Raw genomic sequence first — 14,970 nt, forward strand, 5'->3', positions numbered from 1 at the left:
TCTTGAGCCAATTGACTGATTCGGGGCGACGAAACGCCGTGATCTCCTTTCCGCGCGCCGCATGGCGATCCACCGGTCTGATCGTGTGCCTGATGGCAGGGCTGTCGGCCGGCTGCGCCGCCTGGGCCAAATCCAATGAGACAATCGCGGAAACCGGGAAGGAAACCGCGAAACCTGCCGTCAAGCCTGCCGCCAAGGACACTGCGAAGGGGGCACCCAAGGGAACCGGCAAGGAGACTTCGAAGGACGCCACCAAGGGCGCAAGCAAGGGCGCGACCAGTGCCCCCGCCAAGGATGCCGCGAAGAAGCCTGCCAAGGATGCTGGCAAGGATGCTGGCAAGGATGCTGGCAAGAACGCCGGCAAGGATCCCGCGAAGGACAAGCCCAAAGACAAGCCGAAGCCCGCCGCAGCGGCTCCCGCGCCGAAATCTCAGCCGACCGCTGGCGGCTCGGTCCCGAAGACCGCACCCGCGCCGGCGGCGACGGCCACCGTCAGACCGACTGCCCCGGCCGCTCCCAAGCCCGTCGCGGCTCCTGTCCTGGCTCCGGCGACCCGCCAGCATGCCGCCCCGCGCAAGCCGGTCACACCGGCCGCGATTGCCGCGACCTCCTCGACGTCGCAAGCAGACAAGGACACGCTGGAGACCGTGATCGAGCTCGTGCGCAAGCGCAAGGCGGGCGACGCCACCAATGCGGCAGCCACGATCTCGGATCCCGTGGCGCGAAAACTCGCGGAATGGATCATCCTTCGCAGCGAGGACAATGGCGCGACCGTGGAGCGCTACCGCGCCTTCCTCTCCGCCAATCCGAGCTGGCCGTCGCAAACCTTCCTGCGCCGGCGCCTGGAGGCCGCGATGTGGGACGACAGGCGCGACGACCAGGTCGCGTGGTCGTGGTTCGAGAACGAATCCCCCGTGTCTGCCAAGGGCCGCTTCACGCTCGCCAAGGCGATGCTGGCGCGCGGCGACCGCGCCAACGCCGAACGTCTGGTGCGCGATGCCTGGCGCAGCGACCCGATGTCGGAAGACACCGAGAACAACGCACTCGACCAGTTCGGCGCACTGCTGACGCCCGGCGATCAGAAGGCGCGGATGGACACGCTGCTCTACGGCAGCGAGAACGAGGCCGCACTGCGTGCTGCAAAGCGCCTCGGCGCCGGCTATGTCGCACTCGCCAAGGCCCGCATCGCCTCCCTCAAGAAAGCGCCGAACGCACGTGCGCTGCTCGACGCCGTGCCGCGCGAGCTGCACGGCGATCCCGGCTTCGTCTTCAGCAAGATCCAGCTGCTGCGGCGCGAGGAGAAATTTGCGGAGGCCGCCCAGCTCATGCTGTCGGCACCGAAGGATCCGGGCCGGCTCTACAATCTCGACGAATGGTGGATCGAGCGGCGCCTGCTGGCGCGCAAGATGATCGACACCGAGGAATTCCGCAGCGCCTATCTGATCGCGCGCGATGCCGCCCTGCCCTCGCGCGACATCTACAAGACCGAGCAGGAGTTCACCGCCGGCTGGATCGCGCTGCGCTTCCTCAACGATCCCGCGGCCGCCACGCAGCATTTTGCCCGCATCGGGATCGGCAGCGTCAATCCGACCACGCTGGCGCGCGCCGGCTATTGGCAGGGCCGCGCCGCCGAAGCTGCAGGCCGCCAGCAGGAGGCGCGCAACGCCTACGCGCGGGCCGCCGAGCAATCCACCAGCTATTACGGCCAGCTCGCACGCGCCAAGCTCGGCCTGCCGCAGATCGAGCTCAACGCTCCGCCGCGCAGCCGCGGTGCCGAACGGCTGGAGATCGTGCGCGCCGCGCAGCTGCTCTACGAACTCGACGAGCGCGAGATGGCGATACCGTTGCTCGCCGACATGGGCGAGAACGGCGATCCCGAAGCGCTAGCCGGCCTCGGCGAGCTCGCCCAGCGCCACAACGACGCGCGCGGCATGCTGCTGCTCGGCAAGGCCGCGCTCAATCGCGGCCTGCCGTTCGATTTCTATGCCTATCCCGTCAACGGCATTCCGCAGTTCACGCCGATCGGCCCCGAGGTCGAGCGCAGCATCATCTACGCCATCGCGCGGCAGGAGAGCGCCTTCAATCCCCGTGTGGTCTCGCCGGCACAGGCCTATGGCCTGATGCAGGTGACGCCGGACGCCGCGCGCTATGTCTGCAAGCGGCACGGCGGGACCTACGATCTGGCGCGTCTGAAGAACGATTCGGCCTACAACGCCACGCTCGGCTCGGCCGAGCTCGGTGGGCTGCTCGAGGACTATCGCGGCTCCTACATCATGACCTTCGCCGCCTACAATGCCGGCCGCGGCAGTGTGAAGAAGTGGATCGATCGCTACGGCGATCCACGCGACCCCAAGGTCGACGCGGTCGACTGGGTCGAGCTGATCCCGTTCTCCGAGACGCGCAACTACGTGCAGCGGATCATGGAGAACCTTCAGGTCTACCGCGCCCGCTTCGGCGGCGGCACGCGGTTGCAGATCGAGGCCGATTTGCGCCGCGGCGCCGGCAGCGTGGAATAGCGGTCACCCTTCCCCGACTCGGTGCCAGGCCCATTAGTGGCGAGCGCCATCGTCGCCGAGACTTGAGCCACTAAAGAAGAGCTCTGGAGCGCGATCGTCAGGCGGGCTTTCTCGCTACGCGCTTTGGGGCTGCCTGAATGCTGGAGACTGCCAGACCCTTGGGAGCTGTCAGTATCTTGTGGAGCTGCCAAACGCTTCGGGGCCGCAGTGTCGCCATCAGATTGGCGAGTTCTCCATTGCCCTGGGGCTCCAAGAGGGGGGCGATCCCTTCCGGCTGAACATCAGATAGGCGGGCGTTCGCAGGTCCACATCGTCAGCGACGGTCAGAGCCACGCGCTCCGTCGGGATGGCGTGCAACGCAGAGATCCCCTCTCCCGCAGCAGCTTGGATCAGGTCATGACGAGCGATCGAGCAACGGACAGCGACGCTTCAACGTGGTCGCGACGGGCAGAGGCAAGACAACTATCACCGGACAAAGAAAAAGCCCCGGCGGTTTCCCGCCGGGGCTCTCTGTCAGGTCGTTAGACCGAACTTACCAGTTGCGCTGAGCGCGGAGGAGCATAACGACCGAGTCCTGATCCCGCAACTCGTAGGTCGCAGCCGGCTTGGCCGGGGCAGCGATCAGGGCAGCCGGGGTCACCGTACCAGCGTACTTCTGGTCGAGGTGGGTCCAGGCAACGTCGGCCGAGAAGGTCAGGTTCTTGACCGGGGTCCAGCGGGTGATGATACCCACCTGGCCGATCGCAAAGTCCGGGTTACACGAGGTCACGCCGGCGAACCCAGCACCGAACACGCCACCACCAGCACCACCAGCGCCGCAGAGCGTGGTCTTGGCGAGAGTGCCGTACTGCGCCTGAGCGTAGGCACCGTAGATCGCGGTGTTCCAGTATGGATCCCAGTTATGGGTGTAAGCACCGCGGAAGCCCCAGGTCTTGATCGTTTCCTGCTGGCTGCCCGTGATGTACACGGTGTCGGGAGCGGTGGCGAAACCAACGCTGCCGTAGGCAATGTTCGAGCCGCCGAACATCGAGTAGGTGCTGCCCGCCAGGTTCTGGAAGTTGTAGCGGGTGGCGCCGTCGGTGTAGACGCCCGAAATGTTGATCACGTCACCCGCACCAGTCGGGATGTTCTTGATCGACAGAGCCAGCTGAACTGCCCAGCCCCACTTGTCGTCGGGGTGGCCAGTGGCCTCGGACCCGCCGTAGTAACCGACGTGGTTGTCATGCGCAGCCACCGACGCCTGGAAGAGACCCCAAGCCTGGTCGACACGCACCATACCAACGAGGTTCGGCGAACGGGTGCCGCCGATGGCGTTGGAGCCATAAGCGCCGCCGAGCATGCCGGCCGCAGACGCGCCGGTCATGTTCAGGTTGCCGGCCTGATAGTACTGGGTGGTATCTTCAGCCGAGAACGCTGCCGTCACGCCCTGACCGAAGTCAGCGGTGTAGGTGAACTGGTTGACACCAGTGACCGTGCCGGAACCGCCGACGAGACCGTCGAAGTTGTTGCCGGGATAGTTGGTCCAGGGCGCGTCGAACTGCGACACGGCCTTACCCATGGTGAAGCCGGCGAACTGGATGAAGGCGTAGTACACGCCGAGCGAGCCGGCCGAAGTGTTGCCGTCAGTGCCGTTGACCGAACCAGAGCTCGAACCGAACAGGCCCGTGGTGGTGGCGCCCGGGTTGGTCGCAGCCGCGATCGTACCGCTGTAGGCGGTGGTACCGGTGGCCGAACCAGTGCCGACGTAGTTGCCGGTCGTCCAGGAGAACACGCCGTCGAAGAAGGTACGGACAACGCCGTATTCGGTCGCGGTGCGCGTGTCGATGTTGAGATCTTCACGAGCGCGCATGGTGTAGTAGTTCGTCAGACGGTTCCGACCACCAGCGTTCGAGGTGAACTGGCCGCTGAAATCCGAGTTGGTGTTCAGCGCGACTTCAGCGCGCAGATAACCACCCAGCTTAATGCAAGTATCAGTGCCGGGGATGTAGTAGAAACCCGCACCGTACAGGGAGCAGATCTTCACGTATTCGACCGCTTTGGCCTTCACGGGGAGATCGGCTGCCTGCGCTCCGCCGACAGCGATCAGACCCGCTGCGGAACCGAGCAAAAGGCTCTTAACCAACTTCATGTTAAACCTCCAAGTTTGCCATAGGGAAGGTTCCGGATCCGCTGGGTGAAGACACCCTAAGGTTGGTTCCCTTGTCCCTTAAATTCACCGCTTAGTCGCTTCGCGCCTTCGGACACACCCGCTGAACGCGAGGGACTTAAGCGAACCACCTAAGACGGGACGACCTCGGGATGCCCCCCTCCGTCGCTCAGTCACAATTACCGAACGTCCTTGCACACACAACAACAGAACGCTTCAGAACCGGCCGATGCAGCTTGTTTTCCGGCGGGTGTTGCACAAATAACACGCAGATGTGATCGGAACGACTTTGTAAGGCTTTGAATTTGTTCGATTATTTCGACAGGTTCCATCTGCCGCCAAAAGTTCCGGCGAGAGTCCAATATCCCCAGAGAAGCTCTTCTGCGGCTTTGACGCGCCAGAATCGGGAATCATCCAGGGACTCGGCGCGCGCCTTCCGGAGTTGCCCGGTCTGGTCAGGAGGCCGCGACGGCCGTCCTCATCCGCGCGCTTGAACGTCGATATGATCCGGCGGCAAGCCGGCCTGATGTCGTTGATACATAGCCTCGTAAGCCGTCTCCAACCGCCTTGCGTAGAGCACCGCATCAAACGGTGATGCGGTCAGGTGGCTCCCCTGCAGGCGTCCGCGAATATCCGCCAGCTTCTGTTTATCAAGCGCCAGCTCGATCGCGAGTGACTCATAATCCGCACGGGTTCGCGTGATCAGCTCAGGCAGGCCGACAGCGCTCAGCAAGCTCGCCGCCACGCGGCCGGCGAAGCTATTCCCGATTTGGGTCACCACCGGCAGACCGGCCCATAACGCGTCGCTGGCCGTCGTGTGCGCGTTGTAGGGCAGCGTGTCCAGGAAGAGGTCGGCGAGGCGATGGCGCGCCAAATGTTCGGACGAAGACGCAACGCGCCTTGCAAACACTAGGCGATCCGGATCGACGCCCCGGCCCTTGGCTTCCTTCCGCAGATTCGATTTTGCGATCTCGCCCACGTCGGACAGCCACAAGACCGACTGGTCCACGCTCTTCAAGATGTTCATCCAGGAGCCAAAGACAGCCGGATTGATCTTGTAGGCATTGTTGAAGCAGCAAAACACAGTCCATTCCTGCGGCAAATCGTGATCGGCCCGATTGGGCGCAGCATCGTCGATTGTCCCGACGTGATTGTCGCGCGGCATGAAGCTGCCGGGCAAGCGAACGATTTTCTCGTCGAAGAATTGGCTGTTTTGATCCGGCAGCACGATTTGATCGGCAATGATGTAGTCGACTAGCTCCCTGCTCCCCAACGTCCCCGCAAACCCAAGATAGCTGACGGCGGTCGGAGCCGCGCTGGATGCGAACAACGACAGCCTGGCATTGTGCGTATGGCCTGCAAGATCGACGAGAATGTCGATCTGCGCATCGTCGATCGCTTTCAGGACTTCACCGTCGAGCTTGTGCTCGCAATCGACAAAGCGATGAAATGACTTTTCGAGCCGCTTGCGCAGATCGCTGTTGTCGTCAGGACCGATTGAAAACGCATACGTCTCGAAGCGGTCGGGATCGTGATTCTCGAATATCTCGGCGGTGAGGTACCCGACCGGATGCTTGCGAAAATCAGGTGAAACATACCCGACCCGGATCTTGTCGTGGCGACGGATTTCACCCCGTGGCCCCGTTTTGGACACATGCGGGAGCTTTGCCCTCACCCAGGTCCTGGCGCAGCTGAGCTGATCATCGGGAGAATCCGTCAGGGACAGCAAAGCAAAGGGAGAGCTATTGGCCTTCCCGAGCCGTATTGCCGCCGTCAATTGGCCGATCTCTTCGTCCAGATTGTCCCAATTGCACAGGTTCATCTTCGCAAGAAGACGCAAACCCTCGATACCCTCGAGGTCAGGCCTGATCGACACCGCCTTGTCGAAGGCGATGTAGGCTTCGTCATAGCGCCCGAGCTCCATAAAGACGTTGCCCCGGCCAATCCAGGCCCCCTCGATGTCGGCCTTGATCGCGAGCGCCTTGTCATACGCGGCAAGAGCCTCCTCGTAGCGCTTCAGCCCCCACGCCAAATTGCCGCGACCGAGCCATGCCTCGGCGAGATCAGGCTTGCTCGAGAGCGCCCGGTCGTACGCAGCGAGTGCATCGTCGCGGCGCTTGAGCTCGGTGAGAACATTACCGCGGCCAAGCCAGGCTTCCGCCAGATCAGGGCGGATCGCCAACGCCCTGTCAAAGGCAGCGAACGCCTCGTCAAGGCGTTTGAGATCGAAGAACACATTGCCCCGACCAAGCCACGCGTTCTCGAGGCCGGAGTTGATGGAGAGCGCCCTGTCGTAGGCTGCCGACGCCTCGTCGTAGCGCTTCAGGCTCCAGAAAAGATGGCCTCGGGCAACCCACGCGCCCTCGAGATCAGGCTTGATCGAGATCGCCTTGTCATACGCGGCAAGCGCCTCGTCGTGGCGCTTGAGATCGGTGAGAACTTCACCTCGGCCAACCCATGCACTCGGGACGTCCGGCCTGGCCGACAGCGCCTTGTCGTACGTGGCAAATGCGTCGTCGTACCGCCTGAGATTCCGGAGTGCATTGCCTCGACCAAGCCATGCAGTCTCCAGGTCAGGCCTGATCGACAACGCCTTGTCGTAGGCGACGAGGGCATCCTCGTAACGCCTGAGCTTTTCAAGGCAGCCGCCCTTGCTTGCGTAGGCATCGGCAAAGTTCGGATTGTAGAATGTCGCCTTGTCGAATTGCTCAATCGCTTCGCCATAGCTTCGCGCGAACTCGGCAAGGATCGTGCCTCTGTTGTGATACGAAAGGGGATTGCGCGGATTCACCGCTAATGCGCGCGTGAAATAGGCCAGGGCTTCCTGAGGCCGGTTCAGCGCTTTGAGCGCATATCCATAATTGCTGAGGGCCTCGTCGCTGCTTCCGTTCAGGGCCACGGCCGCCCTGAGATGCATTTCGGCCTCGGCAAATCGGCCTTGTACGAGCATCACCACGCCCAGGAGATGTTCGACTTCGAAGATGTTCCTGGCGGATTTGGCGATCTGCTGCAGTATTCTTTCCGCTTTGACCAAATCATGGGCGTGAAAGGCTTCGACAGCACGTCGAAATTTGGTCTGCAGTTCACCCGCCAAGTCCATTCCTCCCTCGGGACGTCGGTCAATCATACCATCGGCCCCGACATTGCAAGATGAGACCGCAGCGGCGTAGCCCGGCAGTCGAGGGACGGGCGAAGCGTGCCAGCCCGGCAGCCCCTCGCCGCTATGATCTCCAGGGCGCCGTTCCAACCGAAAGCGCGCCAGGACAGACTCTGATTGCGGCGACGCCTGGCGCGACGGGGCGGCTCCTCGGCCGGCAAGCGAGTTATCCCGACTAATAGTGAGAGCGCCCTTCCGCAGCCTGACACGGGACCTCGTCGGCCGATCTGAGGGCAATCACCGCTCCATAGCGCGCGGCGAATCGCGGAAAGAGAAAATCAAATCAATCACTTGCAAATGAATCGCTTGATAGAGGCGGTCGGCAACGAAGGCAGTCGTCCCCCGCGCGGGCCATCCGATCAAATTTTGAAACAAAATCAATTATTTATGCGGGTAAAGCGAGCTTTTTTCCGCGCCAGAACCACTCTTAATACAAGCGCCAAAACCTCCAGCTTTGCGTCCGTTATCGCGGCGTTACGTTCTCGCGCCGGGAGCAAACCGCTTGGTTTCGGAATTCGCTGGGAATATTCGAGCAAAAACACACGCTTCCAAATTGACCAGCCCAAGTAATTAGATGCATAAGGCTCGCACCGGAGAGGTGGCCGAGTGGCTGAAGGCAACGCTTTGCTAAAGCGTCATACGGTCTCAAGCTGTATCGAGGGTTCGAATCCCTCCCTCTCCGCCACTCCGCGGCTGTCCGGCCCGAAGACATGGGTAACGGAACGTACCTAAGAACGGAACGTACCTAAGACATGGGTGACAGCCTCGTGCCGAACGGGATCCGCTTGGCGGACCACGAGGGAACCTGATTCAGCACAAATCAGCTTCACCTGCGAAACGAGGGCTCGGACGTGCTTCACCGCTCAGTGGGCGGAGACCCACGCCCTCGCCTCGCGCTGGGCGGCCGAGATATCGGCATCCGACATCTGTCCGGCGACTTCCTGGCGCAGCGTCACGGCGTCCTTGCGGCCCTTGAGCGCGGCGAGATTGAACCATTTGTGCGCGGCGACGAGATCGACGAGACCGGAGCGTCCGCTCGCCCAATAGAGGCCGCGCTCGAACAGCACGTCCGACAGCGCGCCTGCGTCGATCGGCGTCGCGGTCTCCAGATCGAAAGTACCCTGAAACATAACGCATCCCCTTTTTTTGTGCCGTCCCGTCCCCCGAGCGCGGCTCCCGTCCAATCAACTGTTCAACTCATCCCCGAGGCTTCTTGCCCGTGCCGTTTGCCGGCTTGTTGGAGGTAATGATGGCGGGCAAATTTGAATGGCAGTTTAAGTATCGCGATGAAGCAGACGTAAACGCGCCCGCGCCAGGCGCGCGCGACAAATGCAAGAAGTCCCCATTTTGCAGGCACTTCTGCAATTCGTCAGATTCGGTTTACCTTGGGATTTTGGGAGAACGATAACCATTGCGCACGGTGAGGCGCGTCCTGTGGTGTCCCCGTCCGCTGTCGTCACCGAATTCCAGAGACAGCAATTGTTTCACCGCAAGCGGCGCGCGAACGGCGCCCCATTGCGCCGCGGCCGCCCTGCTCGAGCAGGGCGCGCATATGAAGAAACATATGGCTGGAAGCTCGACAGCGGCCATCCTTTGAGACGCCCGCCTGCGGCGGGCCCTCAGGATGAGGGATCAGGATGCGGCAGCATCAACGCAGATGGATGCAGCTGTGCCTCATCCGGCGAAGCGGCCGTCGCGAAGGACGAGGCGCTCGCTCAGGCACGCTGAGACGTCATATGCGATAGCCCTGACTGCACAAGGGCAGAACGGCCACGCCGCGGTCAGATCAACAATGTCGGGATAAGGGAATGCCGGCAATACCCCGGCCTCATGAGAACGAGGGCGTCGGCGAACACGTCAGGACCAGATTCCACGTTGGCCCGAAGGCCGCCGGTGAAATTGCGGAGCCCTTACGGAGAACCGCACCGAACGAAGAAAACTCGTTTCTTCTGCCGGACCGGGCTTAGCGAGCGAACCCGCGAAGAGAACGATCCGACCGTTGACCTGATGTCTCGCCGACACCCTCTATCGTCGACCAGAACCTTTTGAGAGGCGCTGATGACGTGCCGGCTCTCTAGGAGCCGGCAACTTCAAAAAGCGAAGTTACTTCTTCTTGGCGACCTTGCGGGTCTTCTTCGCAGTCTTCTTCACTGCGCTCTTCGCCTTCTTCGCCTTCTTTGCCTTCTTAGCTTTCTTGGCCATGTTGCCCTCCGATGTGTGAGATGGCTTAATCGCTGCATGCAGTCGGGGATCGAGTGCACACTCATCCCGAATACACCAACACAACGAAAAAAACAGCGTCTCGCTTAAAGAAGTGTTGACGGCGAAACGCGCCTGCGCTGGCGAACGCGATGCATACGGACTGCATGAGATGTGCTTGCGATCGCGGAGAGTGCCCGCGGCATCGACCTTTGCAAAAGATGCGATTGTAGAAAAACACTATGCAGCAAGTCTTTTCCAGCACGCGTGCATCGCGCGCGATCGTTGCAATGATGCATCCTGCCAATCGCGCGAGCGCCTCGCGAAGGCGCTTCGCGGACTCTGAGTCGCGACTTTTGGCAACGAAAATATTTTCATGATTAACGGCGCGAGCGCTCGTTGGAGCGTGTGCAAGTCCCCGTTTTGCGCGAATCACGCGATGGCGATTCGGTCGGCGTATCGCGCTCGATCGGGATGAAGTTCGTCGCCGCGGATGCGCGCGAGCGTCGCATCGCGAACCGAAAGCGAGGTGACGACGCCTGTCCGTCACCTCGTTCGAACGCGCGAGGTCAGATGCCGAGCTTGGACTTGAGCAGCTCGTTGACGCTCTGCGGGTTGGCCTTGCCGCCGGATGCCTTCATCACCTGGCCGACGAACCAGCCGAGTGACTGCGGCTTGTCCTTGACCTGCGCCGCCTTGTCGGGATTGGCCGCGATGATGTCGTCGACAACCTTTTCGATCGCCGAAAGATCCGTGACCTGCTTCATGCCGCGGCTTTCGACCAGCGCGCGAGGATCGCCGCCCTCCTGCCAGACGATCTCGAACAGATCCTTGGCGATCTTGCCGGAGATCGTGCCCTCGCCGATCAGGTCGATGATCCCCGAGAGCTGTGCGGCATCGACCGGAGAGTCCGTAATATCCCGGCCTTCCTTGTTGAGACGGCCGAACAGCTCGTTGATCACCCAGTTGGCAGCGACCTTACCGTCGCGCGCGCGGTTGGCGAGCTTCTCCAGCACGGTCTCGTAGAACACCGCGCTCTCGCGCTCGGCGACCAGCACGCTGGCGTCGTAGGCCGACAGGCCGAGATCCGCGACGAAGCGCGTCTTCTTCTGGTCCGGCAGCTCGGGCAGCTCAGCTTTCAGCTCGTCGACGAAGCTTTGCGAGAACTCCAGCGGCAGCAGGTCGGGATCGGGGAAGTAGCGGTAGTCGTGCGCCTCTTCCTTGGACCGCATCGACCGCGTCTCGCCCTTGTTCGGGTCGTAGAGCCGGGTCTCCTGGTCGATCGCGCCGCCCTCCTCGAGGATTCCGATCTGGCGCCGCGCCTCGTACTCGATCGCCTGGCCGATGAAGGTGATCGAGTTCATGTTCTTGATCTCGCAGCGGGTGCCGAGCGGCGCGCCCGGCTTGCGCACGGAGACGTTGACGTCGGCGCGCAGGGATCCCTTCTCCATGTCGCCGTCGCAGGTGCCGAGATAGCGCAGGATCGAGCGTAGCTTGGTCACATAGGCCTTGGCCTGCTCGGCATCGCGGATGTCGGGCTTCGACACGATCTCCATCAGCGCCACGCCGCAGCGGTTGAGATCGACATAGGACATCGTCGGCGACTGATCGTGCAGCAATTTGCCGGCATCCTGTTCCAGATGCAGCCGCTCGATGCCGATCGTGGCGGTCTTGCCGCCGTCCAGTTCGACCACGACCTGGCCTTCGCCGACGATCGGTGACTTGTATTGGCTGATCTGGTAGCCCTGCGGCGAGTCCGGATAGAAATAGTTCTTGCGGTCGAACACCGAGCGCAGATTGATCTGCGCGTTCAACCCGAGTCCGGTCCGGACAGCCTGCCTGACGCATTCCTCGTTGATGACCGGCAGCATGCCCGGCATCGCCGCGTCGACCAGCGACACATGCGTGTTCGGCTCGCCGCCGAACGCGGTCGAGGCACCGGAGAACAGTTTCGCGTTCGACGTCACCTGAGCGTGGACCTCCAGGCCGATGACCATCTCCCAGTCACCGGTTGAGCCCTTGAGAAGCTTGTGGGGTGCGGCAGGTGCGTTCATGGCTCGACTGGTTCCTCTACTGATCCCTTGGCCGCTCGCGCTTCACCCGCTTCGAGAAGCCCGTTGAGCGACCGGAGTACATCGGCGGGCTGGCGCAACGCGATCTCGCGGCGGCCCATCACCTCGATCTCTCCGAACAGCGCGTCGACCTCCGGCGAGGAGGCGAACACGAAGCCGTCGAACGACGTGCTCTGCTCCTCGAAATCGCTGGAGATCTCGACGCGGTAGCCGTGCGCCTTGAGACGATCGACGACGTCGTGATGGAGTGCCTGCGAATGGGTTGCGACGAAGAGATAATCGACGCGGCGTTTGGCAAGCACGCTCTCCGCGCCCTGCAGCATCTCGACTTCGAAGGCCTGGATATCGGCATGCAAGATGTCGAGATGCTTGATCTTCCTGTCCCTGAAGAAGGCGTCGACTTCGAATTTGCCCTTGCCAACGAAGGCCTTGACGAACTCGGCCCGCAGTCCGTTGCGCGCGAAATTATCCTGGCCGGTTTTCAGGCAAGCGGGATCCGGCTCGACCAGGATGACCTCGGCCTTGGGCCGCGCCTTCTTGAGCCACATCGAATAGTGACCCCAATAGGCGCCGAGCTCGACCATCGAGGGCGCTTCGCCCAGCCGCTTCAGCAATTCCTGGAAGACATATTCTTCCAACGGCTCGTGGACGCCGCGATTGATGATGAGCACACTGCTGAAAGGTCCGTAATAGGCTCCGGGCCCGATGCCCGGAACCTTCAGCCCGTTATGCAGATAGACCTGGTCGCCTTCGACGCAGCCTGCCATCGGGACGCGTTCGATCAGGAGGTTGAGCGGATCGGAAACGATCTCTCGAAAACGACCGAATAAATCCTCCGGCTTCGCCTTCGGACCCGTGAAACGAGGCTCGCTCATGCGGATGCACTCCCACCCAGCGCATCGACGATGCGTTGCCATTCTGCTTCAAGCAAATCCGTTGCCACGGGCTGGCCGGCCTGGCGGTACCAATAGCCGGCATTCCCGAGGTCGCCCTCGACGCGATGCAGATAGGCGTGCACCCAGGCGGCCTCGCGGCTGCTCTCGTCCTGGACGATTCTGTGCGCCTGGTCCCAGTCACCCTTGGCGGCCCACCACAAGCCGGCGAGCGGCGCGCTGAGATCCGGCGGTGGCGCGGCGCCGTCGAGGCTGGCGATATACGCCGCCATGTTCACCACCATTTCGCCGGCGTGAAGCGGCCGGCGGCCTGCTCGATCACCTCGCCGAGCGAGAACAGCGTCTCCTCGTCGAAGGGCCGGCCGATCAGCTGCAGGCCGAGCGGCAGACCCTGCGCGTCCTTGCCGGCGGGCACGGCAATGCCCGGCAGGCCCGCCATGTTCACCGTCACCGTGAAGATGTCGTTGAGGTACATCTCGACGGGGTCCGCGCCGCCCTTCTCGCCGATGCCGAAGGCCGCCGACGGCGTCGCCGGCGTCAGGATCGCGTCGACGCCCTTGGCGAAGCAATCCTCAAAGTCCTTCTTGATCAGCGTGCGCACCTTCTGGGCTCGCAAATAGTAGGCGTCGTAATAGCCGGCCGAGAGCACGTAGGTGCCGATCATGACGCGGCGCTTCACCTCGGCGCCAAAACCCTCGGCGCGGGTGTTCTCGTAGAGTTCGTTGATGTTCCGGCCCTGCTCGCGCAGGCCGAAGCGCACGCCGTCGTAGCGCGCGAGGTTGGAGGACGCCTCCGCCGGCGCCACGATGTAATAGGCCGGCAACGCGTATTTGGTGTGCGGCAGCGACACCTCGACGAGTTCGGCGCCAGCCGCCTTCAGCCAGGTCGCGCCCGCTTCCCAAAGCTTTTCGATCTCGGCCGGCATGCCGTCGAGACGGTACTCCTTGGGAATGCCGATCTTCATGCCCTTCACGGACCTGCCGATCGCGGCCTCGTAGTCCGGCACGGCCATGTCGACCGAGGTCGTGTCCTTCGGATCGTGGCCGGCCATCGAGCGCAGCAGCATCGCGGCGTCGCGCGTGCTACGCGCGATCGGACCGGCCTGGTCGAGCGAGGAGGCAAAGGCGACGATGCCCCAGCGCGAGCAGCGGCCATAGGTCGGCTTGATGCCGACGGTTGCAGTGAACGCCGCCGGCTGACGGATCGAGCCGCCGGTGTCGGTCGCGGTCGCGCCCATGCAGAGCAGAGCCGCCACAGCGGAGGCCGAGCCGCCGGACGAGCCGCCCGGCACCAGGGTCGTGTTGGAGCCATCACGCCGCCAGGGATTGCCGACGGGGCCGAAGCACGAGGTCTCGTTCGATGAGCCCATCGCGAACTCGTCATTGTTGAGCTTGCCCAGCATCACCGCGCCGTCACGCCACAGCTGCGAGGTGATGGTGGACTCGTAGGTCGGCACGAAATTGCCGAGGATTTTTGAGCACGCCGTGGTGCGCACGCCCTTGGTCGCGAACAGGTCCTTGATGCCGAGCGGAATGCCGGCGAGCGGCCCCGCATCGCCCTTCCCGATCCTGACGTCCGCTTCGCGCGCCATGGTCCGCGCCTGGTCCGGCGTCTCCATGACGAAAGCATTGAGCACGCGCGCGGCTTCGATCGCGTTCAGATGCGCGTCGGTCAGCTCGAGGGACGTGAAAGTCTTGGCCGCGAGGCCCTTGCGGGCCTCGGCGAGCGTCAGCGATGTCAAATCAGTCATTTATTGATCGGGCTGCAGAAGAACGGAGACAGGGACTTGTCGTTGGCCGGGTCGTCTTGCGTGACGTTTTTCTTGGCGGCCGCTTTCGCAGCCGCCTCGATCTCGTCGAGCACGGCATTGACGGCGACATTGGGATCGGCAGCCTTGCCCTGCCGCTCCATCTTGTCGAGATAGTTCATATAGGCCTGATAGGCCTTCTCGTCGTCGCAAAGCATGCACATCGACAGCGTCCTGAAT

The 14,970-nt window shown here is 62.6% G+C and carries 9 protein-coding genes and 1 tRNA gene; 2 read left to right on the top strand and 8 right to left on the bottom strand.

Annotated elements, in window-relative coordinates; all coding sequences use genetic code 11:
- Positions 1-92 precede the first annotated feature (92 nt).
- Positions 93-2,516, top strand: coding sequence for a lytic transglycosylase domain-containing protein (locus AC0L3C_RS07060; protein WP_473407557.1), 2,424 nt, complete (start codon positions 93-95; stop codon positions 2,514-2,516).
- Positions 2,517-3,048: 532 nt separating this feature from the next.
- On the opposite strand, the gene AC0L3C_RS07065 is transcribed toward AC0L3C_RS07060, so the two are convergent.
- Together AC0L3C_RS07065 and AC0L3C_RS07070 are read right to left on the bottom strand one after the other, a co-directional pair.
- Positions 3,049-4,644 (bottom strand): porin, encoded by a 1,596-nt coding sequence (locus AC0L3C_RS07065; protein WP_473407512.1) that lies wholly within the window; start codon positions 4,642-4,644, stop codon positions 3,049-3,051.
- 496 nt (positions 4,645-5,140) lie between these two features.
- Positions 5,141-7,756 carry an O-linked N-acetylglucosamine transferase family protein gene (locus AC0L3C_RS07070; RefSeq protein WP_473259607.1) on the bottom strand — a complete coding sequence of 872 codons (2,616 nt, stop codon included), beginning with the start codon at positions 7,754-7,756 and terminating at the stop codon, positions 5,141-5,143.
- 655 nt (positions 7,757-8,411) lie between these two features.
- Between AC0L3C_RS07070 and AC0L3C_RS07075 the strand changes: the two genes are divergently transcribed.
- Positions 8,412-8,504, top strand: a tRNA-Ser gene (locus AC0L3C_RS07075).
- A 178-nt stretch (positions 8,505-8,682) separates the two neighbouring features.
- On the opposite strand, the gene AC0L3C_RS07080 is transcribed toward AC0L3C_RS07075, so the two are convergent.
- The 6 genes from AC0L3C_RS07080 to AC0L3C_RS07105 all read right to left on the bottom strand — a co-directional run bounded on the left by AC0L3C_RS07080 (position 8,683) and on the right by AC0L3C_RS07105 (position 14,954).
- Positions 8,683-8,949 carry a hypothetical protein gene (locus tag AC0L3C_RS07080; RefSeq protein ID WP_007611206.1) on the bottom strand — a complete coding sequence of 89 codons (267 nt, stop codon included), beginning with the start codon at positions 8,947-8,949 and terminating at the stop codon, positions 8,683-8,685.
- Positions 8,950-10,587: 1,638 nt separating this feature from the next.
- Positions 10,588-12,072, bottom strand: coding sequence for an Asp-tRNA(Asn)/Glu-tRNA(Gln) amidotransferase subunit GatB (gene gatB / locus AC0L3C_RS07085; RefSeq protein WP_473407513.1), 1,485 nt, complete (start codon positions 12,070-12,072; stop codon positions 10,588-10,590).
- Positions 12,069-12,965 (bottom strand): FkbM family methyltransferase, encoded by an 897-nt coding sequence (locus tag AC0L3C_RS07090; RefSeq protein ID WP_473277924.1) that lies wholly within the window; start codon positions 12,963-12,965, stop codon positions 12,069-12,071. Before AC0L3C_RS07090 ends, gatB begins: the two co-directional genes overlap by 4 nt.
- Positions 12,962-13,267 carry a hypothetical protein gene (locus AC0L3C_RS07095; RefSeq protein ID WP_473407514.1) on the bottom strand — a complete coding sequence of 102 codons (306 nt, stop codon included), beginning with the start codon at positions 13,265-13,267 and terminating at the stop codon, positions 12,962-12,964. The genes AC0L3C_RS07090 and AC0L3C_RS07095 overlap by 4 nt, the downstream gene beginning before the upstream one ends.
- Positions 13,258-14,733 carry an Asp-tRNA(Asn)/Glu-tRNA(Gln) amidotransferase subunit GatA gene (gatA, locus tag AC0L3C_RS07100; protein ID WP_473259598.1) on the bottom strand — a complete coding sequence of 492 codons (1,476 nt, stop codon included), beginning with the start codon at positions 14,731-14,733 and terminating at the stop codon, positions 13,258-13,260. The genes AC0L3C_RS07095 and gatA overlap by 10 nt, the downstream gene beginning before the upstream one ends.
- A complete protein-coding gene (locus AC0L3C_RS07105) occupies positions 14,730-14,954 on the bottom strand; it encodes a hypothetical protein (protein WP_473248009.1) in 225 nt (74 codons plus the stop codon). The genes gatA and AC0L3C_RS07105 overlap by 4 nt, the downstream gene beginning before the upstream one ends.
- Positions 14,955-14,970 lie beyond the last annotated feature (16 nt).

It is taken from the genome of Bradyrhizobium sp. WSM4872, from assembly GCF_055811715.1.